13 protein-coding genes and 2 pseudogenes are annotated in these 16119 nt (G+C 67.0%); 4 read left to right on the top strand and 11 right to left on the bottom strand.

Features of this window, described 5'->3' with window-relative positions:
• Positions 1-4: 4 nt before the first annotated feature.
• The 6 genes and pseudogenes from coaD to G6N54_RS08885 form a co-directional block, all read right to left on the bottom strand.
• Positions 5-490 (bottom strand): pantetheine-phosphate adenylyltransferase, encoded by a 486-nt coding sequence (gene coaD, locus G6N54_RS08860; RefSeq protein ID WP_163789716.1) that lies wholly within the window; start codon positions 488-490, stop codon positions 5-7.
• A gap of 24 nt (positions 491-514) precedes the next feature.
• Positions 515-1069 carry a 16S rRNA (guanine(966)-N(2))-methyltransferase RsmD gene (gene rsmD, locus G6N54_RS08865; protein ID WP_163789717.1) on the bottom strand — a complete coding sequence of 185 codons (555 nt, stop codon included), beginning with the start codon at positions 1067-1069 and terminating at the stop codon, positions 515-517.
• Between the two features lie 55 nt (positions 1070-1124).
• Positions 1125-4529: a pyruvate carboxylase gene (locus tag G6N54_RS08870; RefSeq protein ID WP_163789718.1), complete on the bottom strand. Its 3405-nt coding sequence runs from the start codon at positions 4527-4529 to the stop codon at positions 1125-1127.
• 16 nt (positions 4530-4545) lie between these two features.
• Entirely contained in the window at positions 4546-5175 is a 630-nt protein-coding gene (locus tag G6N54_RS08875; protein WP_232073524.1) for a vitamin K epoxide reductase family protein, read from the bottom strand.
• Positions 5176-5183: 8 nt separating this feature from the next.
• Positions 5184-5951 (bottom strand): DsbA family protein, encoded by a 768-nt coding sequence (locus G6N54_RS08880; protein ID WP_163789720.1) that lies wholly within the window; start codon positions 5949-5951, stop codon positions 5184-5186.
• 96 nt (positions 5952-6047) lie between these two features.
• Positions 6048-7165, bottom strand: a pseudogene (locus G6N54_RS08885) (alpha/beta hydrolase).
• On the opposite strand from G6N54_RS08885, the gene G6N54_RS08890 reads away from it, so the two are divergent.
• Positions 7164-8006, top strand: a complete 843-nt coding sequence (locus G6N54_RS08890; protein ID WP_163789721.1) for an aldo/keto reductase — start codon at positions 7164-7166, stop codon at positions 8004-8006. The pseudogene G6N54_RS08885 and the gene G6N54_RS08890 overlap by 2 nt on opposite strands.
• Positions 8007-8858 (top strand): aldo/keto reductase, encoded by an 852-nt coding sequence (locus G6N54_RS08895; RefSeq protein ID WP_372513255.1) that lies wholly within the window; start codon positions 8007-8009, stop codon positions 8856-8858. It abuts the gene before it with no gap.
• Here G6N54_RS08895 and G6N54_RS08900 read toward each other — a convergent pair.
• From G6N54_RS08900 to G6N54_RS08910, 3 genes are read right to left on the bottom strand one after another with little or no spacing between them, the layout of a single operon-like run.
• Positions 8855-9571 (bottom strand): HNH endonuclease family protein, encoded by a 717-nt coding sequence (locus G6N54_RS08900; protein ID WP_163789722.1) that lies wholly within the window; start codon positions 9569-9571, stop codon positions 8855-8857. The two genes, G6N54_RS08895 and G6N54_RS08900, sit on opposite strands and share 4 nt — an antisense overlap.
• Positions 9568-11784, bottom strand: a complete 2217-nt coding sequence (recG, locus tag G6N54_RS08905; RefSeq protein ID WP_163789723.1) for an ATP-dependent DNA helicase RecG — start codon at positions 11782-11784, stop codon at positions 9568-9570. The genes G6N54_RS08900 and recG overlap by 4 nt, the downstream gene beginning before the upstream one ends.
• A 5-nt stretch (positions 11785-11789) precedes the next feature.
• A complete protein-coding gene (locus G6N54_RS08910) occupies positions 11790-13469 on the bottom strand; it encodes a DAK2 domain-containing protein (protein ID WP_163789724.1) in 1680 nt (559 codons plus the stop codon).
• A gap of 180 nt (positions 13470-13649) precedes the next feature.
• Here G6N54_RS08910 and rpmB point away from each other — a divergent pair, with 180 nt between their 5' ends.
• The gene (gene rpmB / locus G6N54_RS08915) at positions 13650-13844 is read left to right on the top strand and encodes a 50S ribosomal protein L28 (RefSeq protein WP_163789725.1); all 195 of its coding nucleotides are present in this window, start codon (positions 13650-13652) and stop codon (positions 13842-13844) included.
• 3 nt (positions 13845-13847) lie between these two features.
• On the opposite strand, the gene G6N54_RS08920 is transcribed toward rpmB, so the two are convergent.
• On the bottom strand, positions 13848-14669 hold the full coding sequence (locus G6N54_RS08920) for a mycofactocin-coupled SDR family oxidoreductase (RefSeq protein ID WP_163789726.1): 822 nt from the start codon (positions 14667-14669) through the stop codon (positions 13848-13850).
• 2 nt (positions 14670-14671) lie between these two features.
• Positions 14672-15569: pseudogene (locus tag G6N54_RS08925) on the bottom strand (SDR family NAD(P)-dependent oxidoreductase).
• Positions 15570-15621: 52 nt separating this feature from the next.
• Between G6N54_RS08925 and G6N54_RS08930 the strand changes: the two are divergent.
• Positions 15622-16074 (top strand): nuclear transport factor 2 family protein, encoded by a 453-nt coding sequence (locus tag G6N54_RS08930; RefSeq protein ID WP_276056671.1) that lies wholly within the window; start codon positions 15622-15624, stop codon positions 16072-16074.
• Positions 16075-16119 lie beyond the last annotated feature (45 nt).

A 16119-nucleotide genomic window follows, 5' to 3' on the forward strand; every position in this document is an offset into this window, starting at 1 on the left:
AACCTCATTCAGAATCGCCCGACAGCCGCTGGCGCAGCCGGCGATTCACCGACTCCGGCAGCAGGGCCGAGACGTTGCCGCCCATCATCGCGACCTCTTTGGCCAGCGACGACGACACGAACGAATACTGCGGCGCGGTCGCCACGAAGAACGTGTCCACGTTGGCGATGTGCTTGTTCATCTGCGCCATCTGCAACTCGTATTCGAAATCGGTGCCGGTGCGCAGGCCCTTGACGATCGCGGTCATTCCGCGCGACGTCACGAAGTCCACCACCAAGCCCTGTCCGACCTCGACGCGCACGTTCGGCAGATGAGCCGTCGCCTCCTCGATCATCGCGACCCGCTCGTCGATGTCGAACATGCCCTTCTTGGCGGGGTTCGTCAGGATCGCCACGACCACCTCGTCGAACTGACCCGCGGCGCGTTCGAAGACGTCGATGTGGCCCAACGTCACCGGGTCGAATGAACCCGGGCATACGGCACCGCTCATAAGCGAACAACGTAGCAGGGAGGATCAGCCGACTTCGGCCAGCTCCAACCGGGTGTCGCCGTAAATCCGTTCCGGCCACGGCGTCCACCGCTCCGGCCAGGTCAACGGCGCGCTGGCGGCGGCGCGCTCGATGACGGCGACCGTCCCCCCTCGCACCCAGCCGTGGGTGCTCAGGGCGACCAGCACCGCGTCGACCTCCGCGGTCTCGACGTCGTAGGGTGGGTCGGCCAGCACCAGATCGACCGGTGAGGCAGTGCCACCTGCCAGCGCCGCGGCCACCGCGCCTCGGCGCAGCGTCGCGCCGGGAAGCCCCAGGGTCTCGATGTTGGTCGCGATGACGGCCGCGGTGCGCGGATCGGACTCGACGAACAACGCGGACACCGCGCCGCGTGACAGCGCCTCCAGACCCAGGGCGCCCGAACCCGCGTAGAGGTCCAGCACCGATAGGCCGGTCAGATCCAGCCGCGCGGTGACGATGTTGAATAACGACTCGCGCACCCGATCGGTGGTCGGCCGGGTTCCGCGCGACGGCACCGCGATGCGCCGCCCGCCGGCGACACCACCAACGATGCGGGTCACGCGCGCCACTCCCGCTCAACGCCGCGCCCAACAACTACGCCACCGATGATGCGGGTCAGCTGAGCACCACCAGCAGATCTCCACCCTCGACCTGCGCGGTGCTCGACACCGCCACCCGCGCCACGGTGGCGTCTTTCGGAGCGGTGATCGGAGCCTCCATCTTCATCGCCTCGATCGTGGCGATGGTCTGACCGGCGCTCACCCGATCTCCCTCGGCCACCGAAACGGCGACGACGCCGGCGAAGGGTGCGGCGATGTGGTCGGGATTGCTTCGTTCGGCCTTCTCGGCAGCCGGGATGGTGCTGGCAATGCTGCGGTCGCGCACCAGCACCGGACGCAGCTGGCCGTTCATGATGCACATCACCGTGCGCATGCCACGCTCGTCGGGTTCGGAGATGGCCTCGAGCCCGATCAACAGATCGACCCCGCGTTCCAGCTTCACCCGGTGCTCTTCACCCTGACGCAAACCGTAGAAGAACTGGTTGGCCGACAGATGCGACGTATCACCATAGATGTCCCGGTGCTCCTCGAATTCCTTTGTCGGGCCGGGGAATAGCAGCCGATTAAGGGTGGCCTGACGCTTCGCGCCGGTCAGAGCCAGGACCGCCTCGTCTTCCGCGCTGAGCTCCTGGACGGGCTTGGCGGGCCCACGGCCTTCCAGTGCGGCGCTGCGCAGCGGCTCCGGCCAGCCACCGGCCGGGTCGCCCAGCTCGCCGCGCAAGAAGCCCAGTACCGATTCCGGCATATCGAATCGTGCTGGTTCCGAAGCGAATTCGTCGGCGGTGAGCCCCGAGCCGACCAGGGCCAGCGCCAGGTCGCCCACCACCTTCGACGACGGCGTGACCTTGATCAACCTGCCCAGTACCCGATCGGCACCGGCGTAGGCCTCTTCGATCTCTTCGAACCGATCGCCGAGCCCCAGCGCGATCGCCTGCTGGCGCAAGTTCGACAACTGGCCGCCCGGGATCTCGTGGTGATAGACCCGTCCGGTCGGGCCCGGCAGCCCGGATTCGAAGGGCGAGTAGACCTTTCGCAGGGCCTCCCAGTACGGCTCCAGCGCGCATACCGCCGACAGCGACAGGCCGGTGTCGTGGTCGGTGTGCGCGGCGGCGGCGACGATCGAACTCAGCGCCGGCTGGCTGGTGGTGCCCGCCATCGGCGCGGCGGCACCGTCGACGGCGTCGGCACCCGCCTGCCAGGCGGCCATGTAGCTGGCCAGCTGACCACCCGGGGTGTCGTGGGTGTGCACGTGGATCGGCAGGTCGAAGCGACTGCGCAGCGCGCTCACCAGTTGACGGGCCGCCTGTGGCCGCAACAATCCGGCCATGTCCTTGATGGCCAGGACGTGCGCGCCGGCCTCGACGATCCGCTCGGCCAGGTTGAGGTAGTAGTCGAGCGTGTAGAGCCGCTCCCCCGGGTCGGACAGGTCCCCGGTGTAACACATCGCGACTTCGGCTATCGCCGTACCGGTTTCGCGGACGGCGTCGATGGCCGGGCGCATTGACTCCAGGTTGTTGAGCGCGTCGAAGATGCGGAAGATATCGATGCCGGTGGCGGTCGCCTCCTCGACGAACGCCGACGTGACCAGTTCCGGATATGGCGTGTACCCCACGGTGTTTCGGCCCCGGAGCAGCATCTGCAGGCAGATGTTGGGCATCGCCTCGCGCAGCGTGGCCAGCCGCTCCCAGGGGTCCTCCTTGAGGAAGCGCAGCGCCACATCGTAAGTCGCACCGCCCCAACACTCCACCGACAGCAGCTGCGGCATAGTCCGGGCCAGATAGGGCGCCACCATCATCAGCCCGCTGGTGCGCACCCGGGTGGCCAGCAGCGACTGGTGAGCGTCGCGGAACGTCGTGTCGGTCACGCCCACCGCGGGCGACTCACGCAGCCAGCGCGCAAAGCCCTCGGGACCCAACTCGACCAGCCGCTGTTTCGATCCGGCCGGCGGCGCCGCCTCGAGATCGGCCGGATCTATCGGGGGCAGCTTGTCGTGCGGATAGACCGTCGACGGGTGGGTGCCGTGCGGATGGTTGACCGTCACGTCGGCCAGGTAGTTGAGGATCTTGGTGCCGCGATCGGCCGAGCCGCGTGCGGTCAGCAGCTGCGGCCGCTCATCGATGAACGAAGTGGTGATCCGGCCGGACTGAAAGTCCGGATCATCCAGAACCGCTTGCAGGAAAGGAATATTCGTCGATACCCCGCGAATCCGGAACTCCGCGATGGCGCGACGGGCCCTGGACACTGCGGTGTGAAAGTCGCGTCCCCGGCAGGTCAGTTTGACCAGCATCGAATCGAAGTGCGCGCTGATCTCCGCGCCGAGGTTGGTGCTGCCGTCCAGCCGGATGCCGGCACCCCCGGGACTGCGGTAGGTGCTGATCCTGCCGGTGTCGGGGCGGAACCCGTTGGCCGGATCTTCGGTGGTGATCCGGCATTGCAGCGCGGCGCCGTGTGGCCGGATGTTCTCCTGTCGCAGGCCCAGATCCTCCAGCGTCTCACCGGAGGCGATGCGCAACTGGCTGGACACCAGGTCGACGTCGGTGATCTCCTCGGTCACGGTGTGCTCGACCTGAATCCGCGGATTCATCTCGATGAAGACGTAGTGTCCGCTCTCGTCCAGCAGGAACTCCACGGTGCCCGCGCAGCTGTACCCGATGTGCCGAGCGAAGGACACGGCGTCGGCGCAGATCTTGTCGCGCAGCTCGGCGGAAAGGTTTGGCGCGGGCGCCAATTCGATAGCCTTCTGGTGGCGACGCTGCACGCTGCAGTCGCGCTCGTGCAGATGGATCACATTGCCGGCGGTATCGCCCAGGATCTGCACCTCGATGTGGCGTGGTTTGATCACCGCCTGCTCGAGATAGACCGTCGAGTCGCCGAACGCCGATTCGGCCTCACGACTGGCGGCCTCGATCGCTTCGCGCAGCGCATCGATGTCGGTGACGCGGCGCATGCCTCGCCCCCCGCCACCGGCAACGGCCTTGACGAACAACGGAAACCGCATGTCCGCCTCACCAGACTCCAAGGCCGAAACCAGCTCGTCGACGGACGCCGACGGCGCCGAGGAAGTGAGCACCGGCAGCCCGGCCTCGCGCGCGGCCTCGATAGCCCGCGCCTTGTTTCCGGTCAGCTCAAGGATTTCCGCGCCGGGGCCGACGAACGTGATACCGGCGGCCGCGCACGCCGCGGCCAATTCCGGGTTCTCCGACAGGAAGCCGTACCCGGGATAGACGGCGTCGGCGCCGGCCCGGCAGGCCGTTTCCACGATCTCGTCGACCGACAGGTAGGCGCGCACGGGATGGCCGACGTCGCCGATCTGATAGGACTCATCGGCCTTGAGCCGATGTACCGAGTTGCGGTCCTCGTACGCGTAGACGGCCACGGTCGTAACGCCGAGTTCGTAAGCCGCGCGGAACGCACGGATCGCGATCTCGCCGCGATTGGCCACCAGCACTTTGGAGATCACTATTGACTCCTCATATTTACAGCAGCGTCGACCAGTAGTCCCAGAACCGCACCATGATCAGCAAAAACACCGCGGTAAACCATAGCGCGGTGATCGACCACCGCCATTGATAGAGCACCCGTACCGCCGCGCTGCGGTCGAGTACCGGGCCAAACGCGATGGACCCGACCACCACCAGCAGCGTGATCGTCATCGCCCAGACGACCATGCAGTAGGGGCACAACGCTCCGATCCGGTACAGGCTCTCGTAGATCAGCCAATGCACAAACACCGCGCCGACCAGCAAACCGGCCGCCAGCACTGACCAAAACCATTGGGGTATGGACACTTTCGCCACGGCAAGCACGCCGACCACCAATACCACGGTGAACGCCACGATGCCGAGCAGTGGGTTCGGGAATCCCAGCACCGACGCTTGCGGCGTGACCATCACCGAGCCGCACGAGATGATCGGATTCACGTTGCACGACGGCACGTACGACGGATTGCGCAGGATGTCGATCTTCTCCACCGTCAGCGTCATCGACGAGATCAACCCGACCGCACCGGCGATCAGCACCCACCAAGCGCTGCGCGTCGGTACCGACGAGTCACGCGTCGAAACCAGTGTCGGTTCGCCGGATCGCTCGGCTGGTTCGACCGACACCGTAACCGTCACGAAGCCGCGGGAGCGACGGCCGTGTCGATGCCCGGAACGTCACCGACGATGGTCTTGATCTTGGCGACCAGCGCATCGGGCGTCGACGGGTCGTAGTTTTCGCCGTTGATCTTGATCGTCGGGGTCGCGGTGATGCCCGCGGCGGAGGCTTCCCCGGTGACCTTGGTCAGGTACTTCCCGCTGTTGATGCAGTCCGGCACCTTGCCGACGACGCCGGCCTCGCGGGCCAGCTCGATCAACTTCGCGTTATCGGGGAAGTCGGGCCCCCGCTCGTCGGGCTGGACGCCCTTGCTGAACAGCGCGGCGTGAAAGCGCCGGAACGCATCCATGTTCTCGTCGGCGACGCACAATGCCGCCGACCCGGCCCGCGACGAATAGTTCTGACTCTTGGAACTGTCGAGGATCGCGACCATCGAGTAGTCGGCCGCAATGGCGCCGGCGTCGATCAGCTTGGACACCGTCGGTCCGAACGTGCGCTCGAAGTTACCGCAGGCCGGGCAGAGGAAATCCTCGTAGAACGTCACGACGGCCTTGGGGTTGGTGGTCCCGGGCTGAGTGACCAGCTTGCTCGACGTCACCCGGACCGTGTCGCCCTGACCGCCGACGCCGCCCTTCTTGTCGTGATGCGACGTCACGATGTAGAACACCAGCGCGACCGCGAAGACGATGATGAATGCGGTGCCGCCGATCTGAATCAGCCGGCCGGACTTCCCGTCTGACGCCTTCAGGTCGAATCGGGGGGGACGTTTCGATTTGTCGGCCACAGCTTCGGTGATCCTTCTGTGTTTGGGTCGGCTAGCGGGCGTGTCCGTAAGCCGCAGACAGCGCTTCTAGATTACCGGCGAGCGCGCCCCGGCAAATCAGGCCCGGCTCAGGTGGGCGCGCAGGGCAGAAATCAGATCGCTGGTTGCGGCCGCGCTGCCGCCCCCGAGCTGAAACAGGCTGGCGAAACCGTGCGTCAGCGAACCCAGGCACCGCAGGTCCACCGCGGTGCCCGCGGCCTGCAGCGCCGTCGCGTAGCGCTCGCCCTCGTCGCGCAACGGATCGAATCCCGCAACGGCGATCAGCGCGGGCGCCAGCCCGGACAGCGACTCGGCCAGCAGCGGCGATACCCGCGGGTCCCCCTCGTCGATGCCGGTGCCGCGCAGGTACTGGGCGGTGAACCAGTCGATGTCCCGCTTGGTCAGCAGGAAACCGCGGGCAAACAGGCCCAGCGACCGGGTCTGCGCGGTGAAGTCGGTCCGCGGGTAGATCAGCCACTGCAACAGCGGCGCCGGGCCACCCTCGTCGCGCGTCAGGTGGCACACCAGCGCGGCCAGGTTGCCGCCCGCGCTGTCTCCACCGACCGCGACACGCCCGGGGTCGCGCCGAGCTCGGCGGCGTGCTCGCAGGCCCACTTGAACGCCGCGTAGGCGTCGTCGATCGCGGCCGGCGCCGGATGCTCGGGGGCCAGCCGGTAGTCGATCGACAACACGTGGACACCCGCGTCACGGCAGGTCAACCGGCACAGCGCATCGGCGGTGTCCAGGTCGCCGAGCACCCAGGCCCCGCCGTGATAGAAGACGAGCAAGTCCGACGCCGTACCGCTGGCGGGGCGGTAATGCCGCGCCCCGATCTCGCCGGCGGGCCCGGGAATGGTCAGGTCGTCGACCGTGACGTGTATCTGCGGGCCGGGCAGCGACAGCAGCGACTGACGCATCTGCGCGCGAGACGCCGCCGGGTCGGCGTTGACGGCCAAGCCGTCGATACCGCCGAGCCGCATGCCAGACAACATCAGCTGCAGGGTGGGATCGAGCGTGTTGCCGTCGATGATGATCGAGCGGCCGCCGAACATCACCCGCTTGGCCGGAGTCGGAATCCACGGAATGACCTTGACGCCAACGTTGGTGACGACGTCTTGCATGCGACCGCCCCAGCGAGTCGATGCGCGCCTGGCTTCCAGATGCAGCCCCGGTGCGCCTGGCAGACTCTGTGTCATGTCCGGCCCCCTTGAAAAAAACGTAGTCACCCTCAATGACGGTCACGCGATCCCCGCCGTCGGGTTCGGAGTCTTCCAGGTCCCTCCGGCAGAGACCGAGCAGGCGGTGAGTACAGCGCTGCAAGCCGGGTACCGGCATATCGACACCGCCGCCTACCGCAATGAACGGGAAACCGGGCGCGCGGTTGCCGAGTCCGACGTGCCGCGCGATCAACTCTACGTGGTGACCAAGCTGTGGAACTCCGAGCAGGGCTACGACAGCACCCTGACGGCGTTCGATGCCAGCATGGACCGCCTCGGCCTCGACTACCTGGACCTCTACCTGATCCATTGGCCGATGCCGGCGCTGGGCAAGTTCGTCGAAACCTTCAAGGCTTTCGCCCACCTGCGCGACCAGGGCCGGATCCGCTCCATCGGAGTCAGCAATTTCGAGCCCGAGCATTTGATGGTTCTCATCGATGCCATCGGCATTGTTCCCGCCGTCAATCAGGTCGAGTTGCATCCCCGTTTTCCGCAGACGGAATTGCGAAAAGTGCACGCCCAGCACGGAATCGCGACCGAGGCGTGGGCACCGCTGGGGCAAGGAGCGCTGCTGACACACCCCACCGTCGCGGCCGTCGCCGAAGGACGTGGGCGGACACCAGCCCAGGTGTTGATCAGATGGCATATACAGCTCGGTAATATCGTCATCCCCAAGTCGGTCAACCCTGCACGGATTGCGAGCAACTTCGACGTGTTCGATTTCGAACTCACCGCCGATGAAATGGCGACGATTTCCTCGCTCGACGACGGCACACGGCTTGGTCCTGATCCACGAACTTTCAGTTTCACAGGTAGGTGAATGACGTTGACTGGCGACGCGGGACTCGCCGTACCCTCGATCACTCTTAACGACGAGAACACGATGCCGGTGCTCGGCCTCGGCGTCGCGGAGTTGTCGGAGGACGAGACAGAACGTGCTGTATCGGCAGCACTGGAAATGGGCTGCCGGCTGATCGACACTGCCACGGCCTACGGCAATGAAGCCGCCGTCGGGCGCGCCATAGCCGCTTCCGGGATCCCCCGCGCGGACCTGTTCGTCACCACCAAGCTCGCCACCGCCGACCAGGGGCTCAAAGGGGCGCAGGATGCCTGCGAGGCCAGCCTCGAACGGCTGGGCCTGGATTACCTGGACCTGTACCTGATTCACTGGCCGGCCGCCGCGCTCGGCAAGTATGTGGACTCCTTCGGGGGGCTGCTTCAGCTGCGCTCCACCGGACACACCCGTTCCATCGGTGTCGCCAACTTCACCGAGGAATACCTGGAGATGGTCATCGACCTGGTCTTCACGACGCCGGCCGTCAATCAGATCGAGTTGCACCCACTGCTCAACCAGGACGACATGCGCAAGACAAACGCGCGGCACAATGTTGTGACGCAGTCCTACACACCGCTGGCCCTGGGCAAGCTGAACGACAACCCGACCGTGAATTCCGTCGCGGGCGAATACGGCAAGACGGCCTCGCAGGTGCTGCTGCGATGGAACCTGCAACTGGGTAACGCGGTCGTCTTCCGCTCCGCCAACCCCGAGCACATCGCCACCGACTTCGACGTGTTCGATTTCGAATTGGCCGCCGAGCACTTGGACGCGATCAACGCGCTCAATGACGAAACCCGGCTGCGTCCGGACCCGAACACCTACGAAGGCGCCTAGCGAGGTCCCGCCGGGCAGGTGGCGGCGGCCTGACGCAGCGCGCCCGCCGACGCCTGATCCACCGGCAGCTGGTAACCGCGCAGCACCGCGATGAACTGCATCGCGTACTGGCAGGCGAACGCGCGATTGGGCGGCATCCATAACGCCGGCGGCAGGTCGCCCTTGTCCTGATTGGCCTGACCCTGCACGGCCAGCAGGTTGGCCGGGTCGTTGGCGAACCGCCGCCGCTCGGCATCCGGCCAGCCGGAAGCCCCCATGTCCCACGCGTAGGCAAGCGGGACGATGTGGTCGATCTGCACGGATTCGCCGACCTTCGCGCCCCGTTGGAAGGCGATCGTCGTGTTGGTATACGGGTCGTGCAGGGTGCCGGTGGCCACGGCGGTTGGGCACCGCTTGATCGCGACGAAGGTCTTGTCGACGAGATCGCGGTCGAGGATGTCGTCGCGGGTGTCACAGCCGTTGCGACCGCCCGGGGCGTCGTTGTCGTCATCCCAGGAGTCGCCGAACGCCGACCGGCGGTAGTCGTAGTGGTGCACCCGAAGCGGTGCCACCGCAATGCCGGCCAGCACATCGGTTCCCGGTGCCACCGTGGGAACGTCGGCCCGCGAGGCGATCTCGGCGTGCTTGGCCGACGTCGAACCCAGCGTCTGGTATGCGACCAGCACCGCGAGCACCGCGGCCGTCGACAACCAGAGGAACGTCTTGCGCGTCACGACTTGTCCAGGTATTCGATGCGTTCGGTATCGGTGAATTGTGCTGCCAGCGAAGCCAATCCGGGATCGTCGGGGTTGTCCTCGTACATCCGGGTGCAGAATTCCCGCGCCGCTTCGATAAACGCCAGGTGATCGGCCAGCGACAGCAGCCGCAGATTGATCGCCCGGCCAGACTGGTTGCGGCCCAGCACATCTCCTTCCCGGCGCTCTTTGAGATCCAGCTCGGAAAGCGCGAAACCGTCCAGGGTTCCGGCGACCGCGCGCAGCCGCCGGCCGGCCGGCGATGTCTCCGAGCTCCAGGTGGCCAGCAGGCACAGGCTCGGATGCTGGCCCCGGCCGATGCGGCCACGCAGCTGATGCAATTGGCTGATTCCGAACCGGTCGGCGTCCATCACCAGCATCACCGTGGCGTTGGGGACGTCGACTCCGACCTCAATGACGGTGGTGCACACCAGCACATCGATCTCACCGGTGCGGAATGACGTCATAACCGCGTCCTTCTCGTCGGCCGGCAACCGTCCGTGCATCAGACCCAGCCGCAGGCTCGCCAGCTCGCCGGATCGCAGCCTCTCGAACAGACCCAACGCGGTCTCCGTCGGGCGTGCATCTGCTTGCCCCTTGTCCGACTCGTCGCTCTCGTCGATGCGGGGTGCCACCACGTACGCCTGCCGACCGGCCGCCACCTCCTCGCGGATGCGTTCCCAGGCGCGGTCCAGCCAGGCGGGTTTGTCCTTGACGAAGATGACGTTGCTGGTGATGGGCTGACGGCCGCGCGGCAGCTCGCGCAGCGTCGAGGTCTCCAGGTCGCCGTACACCGTCAGCGCGACGGTGCGCGGGATGGGCGTCGCCGTCATCACCAGCAGATGTGGGGTAATGCCTTCGGGAGCCTTGGCGCGCAACTGATCTCGTTGCTCGACGCCGAATCGGTGTTGCTCGTCGACCACCACCATGCCCAGGTTGCGGAATGCCACCACGTCTTGCAGCAGGGCGTGCGTCCCGATGACGATGCCGACCTCACCGCCGGCGATCTCACGGCGGACCTGGTTCTTCTGCGCGGTCGACATCGATCCGGTCAGCAGCGCGGCCCGGGTCGCGTTGTCGGCCCCGCCCAGCTGGCCGGCCATCGCCAGCGGACCGAGCACGTCGTTGACCGACCGGAGATGTTGTGCGGCAAGAACTTCGGTGGGAGCTAACAGCGCACACTGATAGCCCGCGTCGACCATCTGCAGCATCGCCAGCACCGCGAGGATCGTCTTGCCCGAACCGACCTCACCCTGCAGCATCCGGTTCATCGGGCGACTGGCCGCGAGTCCTTCGGACAGCACGTCGAGCGTTTCACGCTGCCCCGCCGTCAGCTCGAAGGGTAAGCGGCCCAACAGTTCCGCGGCCAGACCGTCGGATCGCCGCGGCGCCGGTGGTCCCGATTCGGACAGCTCACCGTGTCGGCGCGACGCCAGCGCCCACTGCAGGCCGACGGCTTCGTCGAACGTCAATCGTTCGCGCGCGCGTCGGCGCTGCGCCTCGTCCTCGGCAAGGTGAATCGCGCGCAGTGCCTCGTCCTCGGGCATCAGGCTGTGGGCCGCGATGAGTTCGGCGGGCAGCGGATCGTCGACCGGGTCGAGCACGTCGAGCACCTGGCGCACACAGGCATAGATGTCCCAGCTCTGCAGTTTGGTGCTGGCCGGGTAGATCGGAAAGAAGCTGCGCTCGAACGCCGACATCAACACCTCGCCGCTGACGGCCTGCGAGGCGTCGGCGATGCTCTTGAGCGACTTGCTGCCGCGATTGCGTCCGGTCGGCGAGTCGAGGATCAGAAAGTCCGGGTGCGTCAGCTGCATGACTTTTCTGAAGTAGCCGACCTCGCCGGACAGCATCACCTTCGTGCCCTTGGTGAGGCCCTTGCTGAGGTAGTCCGCGTTGAAGAACGTCGCGGTCACCTTGCTGCGGCCGGTGCCCAGGGTGATGCGCAGGCATTTGCGCTTCGGGTTCTTCTTCATCGGAAACGTGTCGGTGTCGGTGATCGTGTCGACGAGGGTGATGTGCTGGCCCTCTTCGGGCCGCTCATCGTCGGCATCCCACTTCGTAGCGCCCTCGGTGTAGCTACGCGGGTAGTGGCGCAACAAGTCGTCGACCGTGCGGATGCCGAACACCTCGTCGAGTGGGCGCGCGGCCTTGACGCCCAACACGTAGTCCAGGCGCGTGCTCAGCGACACGTCGGTCACTCGACGCCGATCAGCAGGGCATCGCCGCGATGGCCGGTGCGGTAGGTCACCAACTCGGTGCCCGGATGGTGGTCGTGCACATGCTCCTGCAGGGTGCTGGTCACCGCGTCGCCGTCGGGGCCGATGCCGAGGCCGACCAGCACGGTCACCAGGTCGCCCCCGGAGGCCAGCAGCAGATCGAGCAGGCCGATCGCCGCCCCGGCCGCGTCGGCGGCCACGATCAGCACCTCGTCGCCCGCGATGCCCAGGCCGTCGCCCGGTTGACAGCGACCCGCCCAGGTCAGCGCGCTCTCGGTGGCGACCCGCACCGATCCGTACCGGGTGCTCCCGGCAGCGCGGGCCATCGTGTAGCCGTCGTCGACCGCCTGCCGGTCCGTTTCGTGCACGGCCAGCGCGGCCAGCCCCTGCACCATCGACCCGGTCGGGATGGGCACCACGTCGATGCCCCAGCCGATGGCCGCGGTGCAGCCGGCGACCAGTTCCTCGGCGGCCACATAGCCGTTCGGTAGCACCATCACCTGTGCGGCACCGGCGTCGACAACTGCCCGCATCAGCTGGTGAGCGCTGATATCCGCGGTCGGGTCGCCCGCATCCGGGTCGGGCTGCAGCACGTGGGCGCCCTCGCCGGCGAACAGCTCGGCGGCGCCGTCCCCGTCCACGACGGCCACCACCGCCCGTTCCTTGGTCCAGCTACCCGCGGGTCGCCCGACGGTCCCGGCGCTCAGCGCCGAGACCACGATCCGGCTCAGGCGCCCGGCAGCCAGTCCCGCTTCGACCGCGGCGCCGGCATCGTCGGTGTGCACGTGCACGGAGTAGGTGGCCTGATTGGTGAACGGCCCGGCGGCGATCGCGACGGAATCACCCAGGCTCATCAACCGGTCCCGCAGGGCCGTCGCGGCTGGCGGATTAGAGCCGTCCAGCCGGTACATCACCTCGAATTGCGGCGTCGGCCGTTCGAGCACGGCCGACGTGGGCTCGGCGCGCGGCGAGAGCTCGTAGACGGTACGGGCGGGTGGCTGGCCGCCGACCGTCGACCGCAGCGCGTCCAGCAGGACCAGCAGACCGCGCCCGCCGGCGTCCACGGCGCCGGCTTCGGCGAGCACATCCAGCTGCTCAGTCGTCTTTTCCAGCGCGACGACGGCCGCGTCGCCGGCCGCCGTGATCGCCGCGACCAGCCCGTCGTTCGCGCACTCCTCGACGGCGTCGGCGGCCGCACGCAGCACCGAGACGATGGTTCCGGGGATCTCCCGCCCCCCCATCGAGGTGATCACCAGCTCGACACCGCGCCGCAATGCCGCCCCGAGCAGCGCCGCGTCCATATGCGGCAGTTCACCGCCGGCGCCGGCCGCCGCGGTCGCGGTGACGTCGGCGATGCCGCGCAGGATCTGCGACAGAATCACCCCGGAGTTGCCGCGAGCACCGTTGAGCGCTCCCGACGACAGGGCGGACGCCACCCGGGAAACGCACCCGGGGCCCGCGTCCGCGCCGGTCCCGGCGTTGGCCTCGGCCAGCGCGGAACGCATCGTGAACAGCATGTTTGCCCCGGTATCGGAGTCGGCGATCGGGAAGACGTTGAGGCGGTTGATCTCGTCGATGTGGGTGATCAGGTCGCTCACGGCGGTGTGCGCCCAATCCCGCAGGGCCGGTGCGTCAAGCAGACGATCCGAACTGCCCACAGTGACCCACCTCCTCCGCCGACCGGCCTACTGAGCCTAGCCAGCGGGCGCGACACACTCAGCGTTAAGCCGACCGCCAGCTGTGGATCGTTTTGGAGGTTGCCCGGATGAGTCGGTATCCTGGGCTGTCGCGGCGCGATCTCTCCGTGCCGAACCCCGAACATTTGAGGAGCTTGAACGATGGCCGCTGTGTGCGATATCTGCGGGAAAGGCCCCGGCTTCGGTAAGTCGGTGTCGCACTCCCACCGGCGCACCAGCCGGCGCTGGGACCCGAACGTTCAGGTTGTGCATGTCGTGAACCGTCCCGGTGGCAACAAGAAGCGGGTCAACGCGTGCGCGTCCTGCATCAAGGCCGGCAAGGTCCTCCGGGGCTAGCACCTACATCACGACGTGCCCGGCGTCGACCGGGATCGACACGCCCGTCACGTAGCGGGCACGAGGGCCGACCAGCCACAGCACCGCTTCCGTCACGTCTTGCGGCTCGACTAGCGGCACGTCGGGCAGCAGCATCTGCGCGACGGCCGGGTTCGGATTCTCCAGCATCCGGTTCACCACGAAGTCGCTGAGGATCATCGGCGTCGTGACGCCGGCCGGATGAACCGAATTGACCCGAATTTTGTGTGGCGCATAGGCATTGGCGGCCGACCGCATCAACCCCACCACGCCGTGTTTGGACGCGGCGTAGGCGAACATCGCCGCGCTGCCGTCACCGCCCTTGCCGGTCAGCCCCTGTGATGAGCTGATCATCACGATCGACCCGCCCCGGCCCTTGCGGATGATCGACGGCACCGTCGCCAGCAGCGTGTGCCAGACGCCCTTGAGGTTGGTGTCCACGATCGAGTTGAACACCGGCTCGGAGCGGGTTTCGGTGTCGCCGATCGCCACCACGCCGGCGTTGGCGATGACGATGTCCACCTCGCCGAGAGCGTCGATGCCCGCCTGTACCCCGGCCTCCAGCTGCGGCAGGTCGCGGACGTCGGCGACGACGGGCACCGCCGCGCGGCCCGCGGCTTCGACCAGTTTTACGGTCTCGTCGAGGTCCGATTTGGTCCCCAGCGGATAAGGAATCGCGTCGATATCGGCGCAGATGTCGACGGCGACGATGTCGGCACCCTGTTCGGCGAGCGCCACGGCGTGGCTGCGGCCCTGGCCGCGCGCCGCGCCGGTGATGACGGCGACGCTGTTGTCGAGTTCACCCATGGCTATACCTCCAGCCTCGTGCCGGTCTCTTCCTCGGCGAAGGCCGCCAGGCGGGCAGCCACGTCGTAGTCGGACGCCAGCGGGGTGCGCCCGATCAGCGCCGGCTCGCCGCTCAGGCCGAACCTGCCGCTGACACCGACGAAGCTACCCGGCGGCACGGGTTCGCTGATGCAGTACAGCGTGGTGGCCGCGCCTTCGTCGATGTCGTTGGCGAACCGGTCGGCCACCGCCGTGGCGCCCCTTTGCACCAACGACATCAACGGCGCGTCCGAGATATTCGACAGGTTCGAGGCCACCCACCCGGGGTGGGTGAGTTGGGTGACGATCGGCGATCCCGCCGCGCGCAGCCGGCGATCCAGCTCGAGCCCCCACAGCATGACCGCGAGCTTGGACCGCGCATACGACCCCAGCCGGGTCCACTTGTTGTGGCGCAGGTGCATGTCGTCGAGTCGCAGCGTCGCCGACTTGTGGGCGTCGGAGCCGACATTGATGATCTGCGAACGCACCCGGGGCAGCAGCAGGTTGGTCAAAGCGAACGGCCCGAGCAGATTGGTGCCGAGCGTCATCTCGAAGCCGTCGACGGTTTCCTTGCGATGGTCGGTGAGTGTGCCGGCGTTGTTGACCAGGATGTCGATGTCCCCGTCGAGCTGGGCGGGAAAGGCTCGCACCGAGGACAGGTCGGCAAGATCGAGCTTGATCACCGACGTCGGGCCGTCCATCGCCGACATCTCGGCGGCGCGCTGCTTGCCCAGGTCGGTGTTGCGCACCGCCAGGATCACGTGGGCACCCGCTTTGGTCAGCGCGCGCGGTTCCCAGGCCCACTCCATTGGTAGCCCCCGTCACGACGACTCGTTTGCCGGTCAAGTTGCCGAGGCGGCTCGGCGTCCAAGGTAACGTCACGGCGACTAAGAGTAATGGCCGGTTCTATGTAAGTTGGGTCAGTTCTGCCAACATGGTCTGCGTGAGCGAGAGCGGACGCGAAATCACCAACCTGATCTACACCTACGCCGAACTCCTCGACGGTGGTGACCTGGACGGGGTGGCCGCGCTTTTCGAGCATGGCCGCATCTGCGGCGTCGAGGGCGGTCCGCCGGAGACGGTGTTCGAGGGTTCCGCCCGGGTGCGGCAGATGTACGAGATGGCCACTCGCATCTACGAAGACGGCACCCCGAAAACCAAACACAACACCAGCAATGTGCAGCTGCACATCGACGACGACGCGGGCACCGCACGCAGCACCTCCTACTACTGCGTCACGCAGGCCACCCCCGAGCTTCCGCTACAGGTGATCGTCACCGGGCACTACAAGGACACATTCCACCGCGTGGACGGCACCTGGTGGTTCGACAGCCGGGTCATGTTCGTCGACCAGGTCGGCGACGTCAGCCGGCATCTGAAGTTCTGAGCAGCGCGACACTTGACGGCGCTTTTGGCTCGACGAGCGACTCAC

This window comes from Mycobacterium stomatepiae (genome assembly GCF_010731715.1).
In the GTDB taxonomy this organism is placed as follows: Bacteria; Actinomycetota; Actinomycetes; order Mycobacteriales; family Mycobacteriaceae; genus Mycobacterium; species Mycobacterium stomatepiae.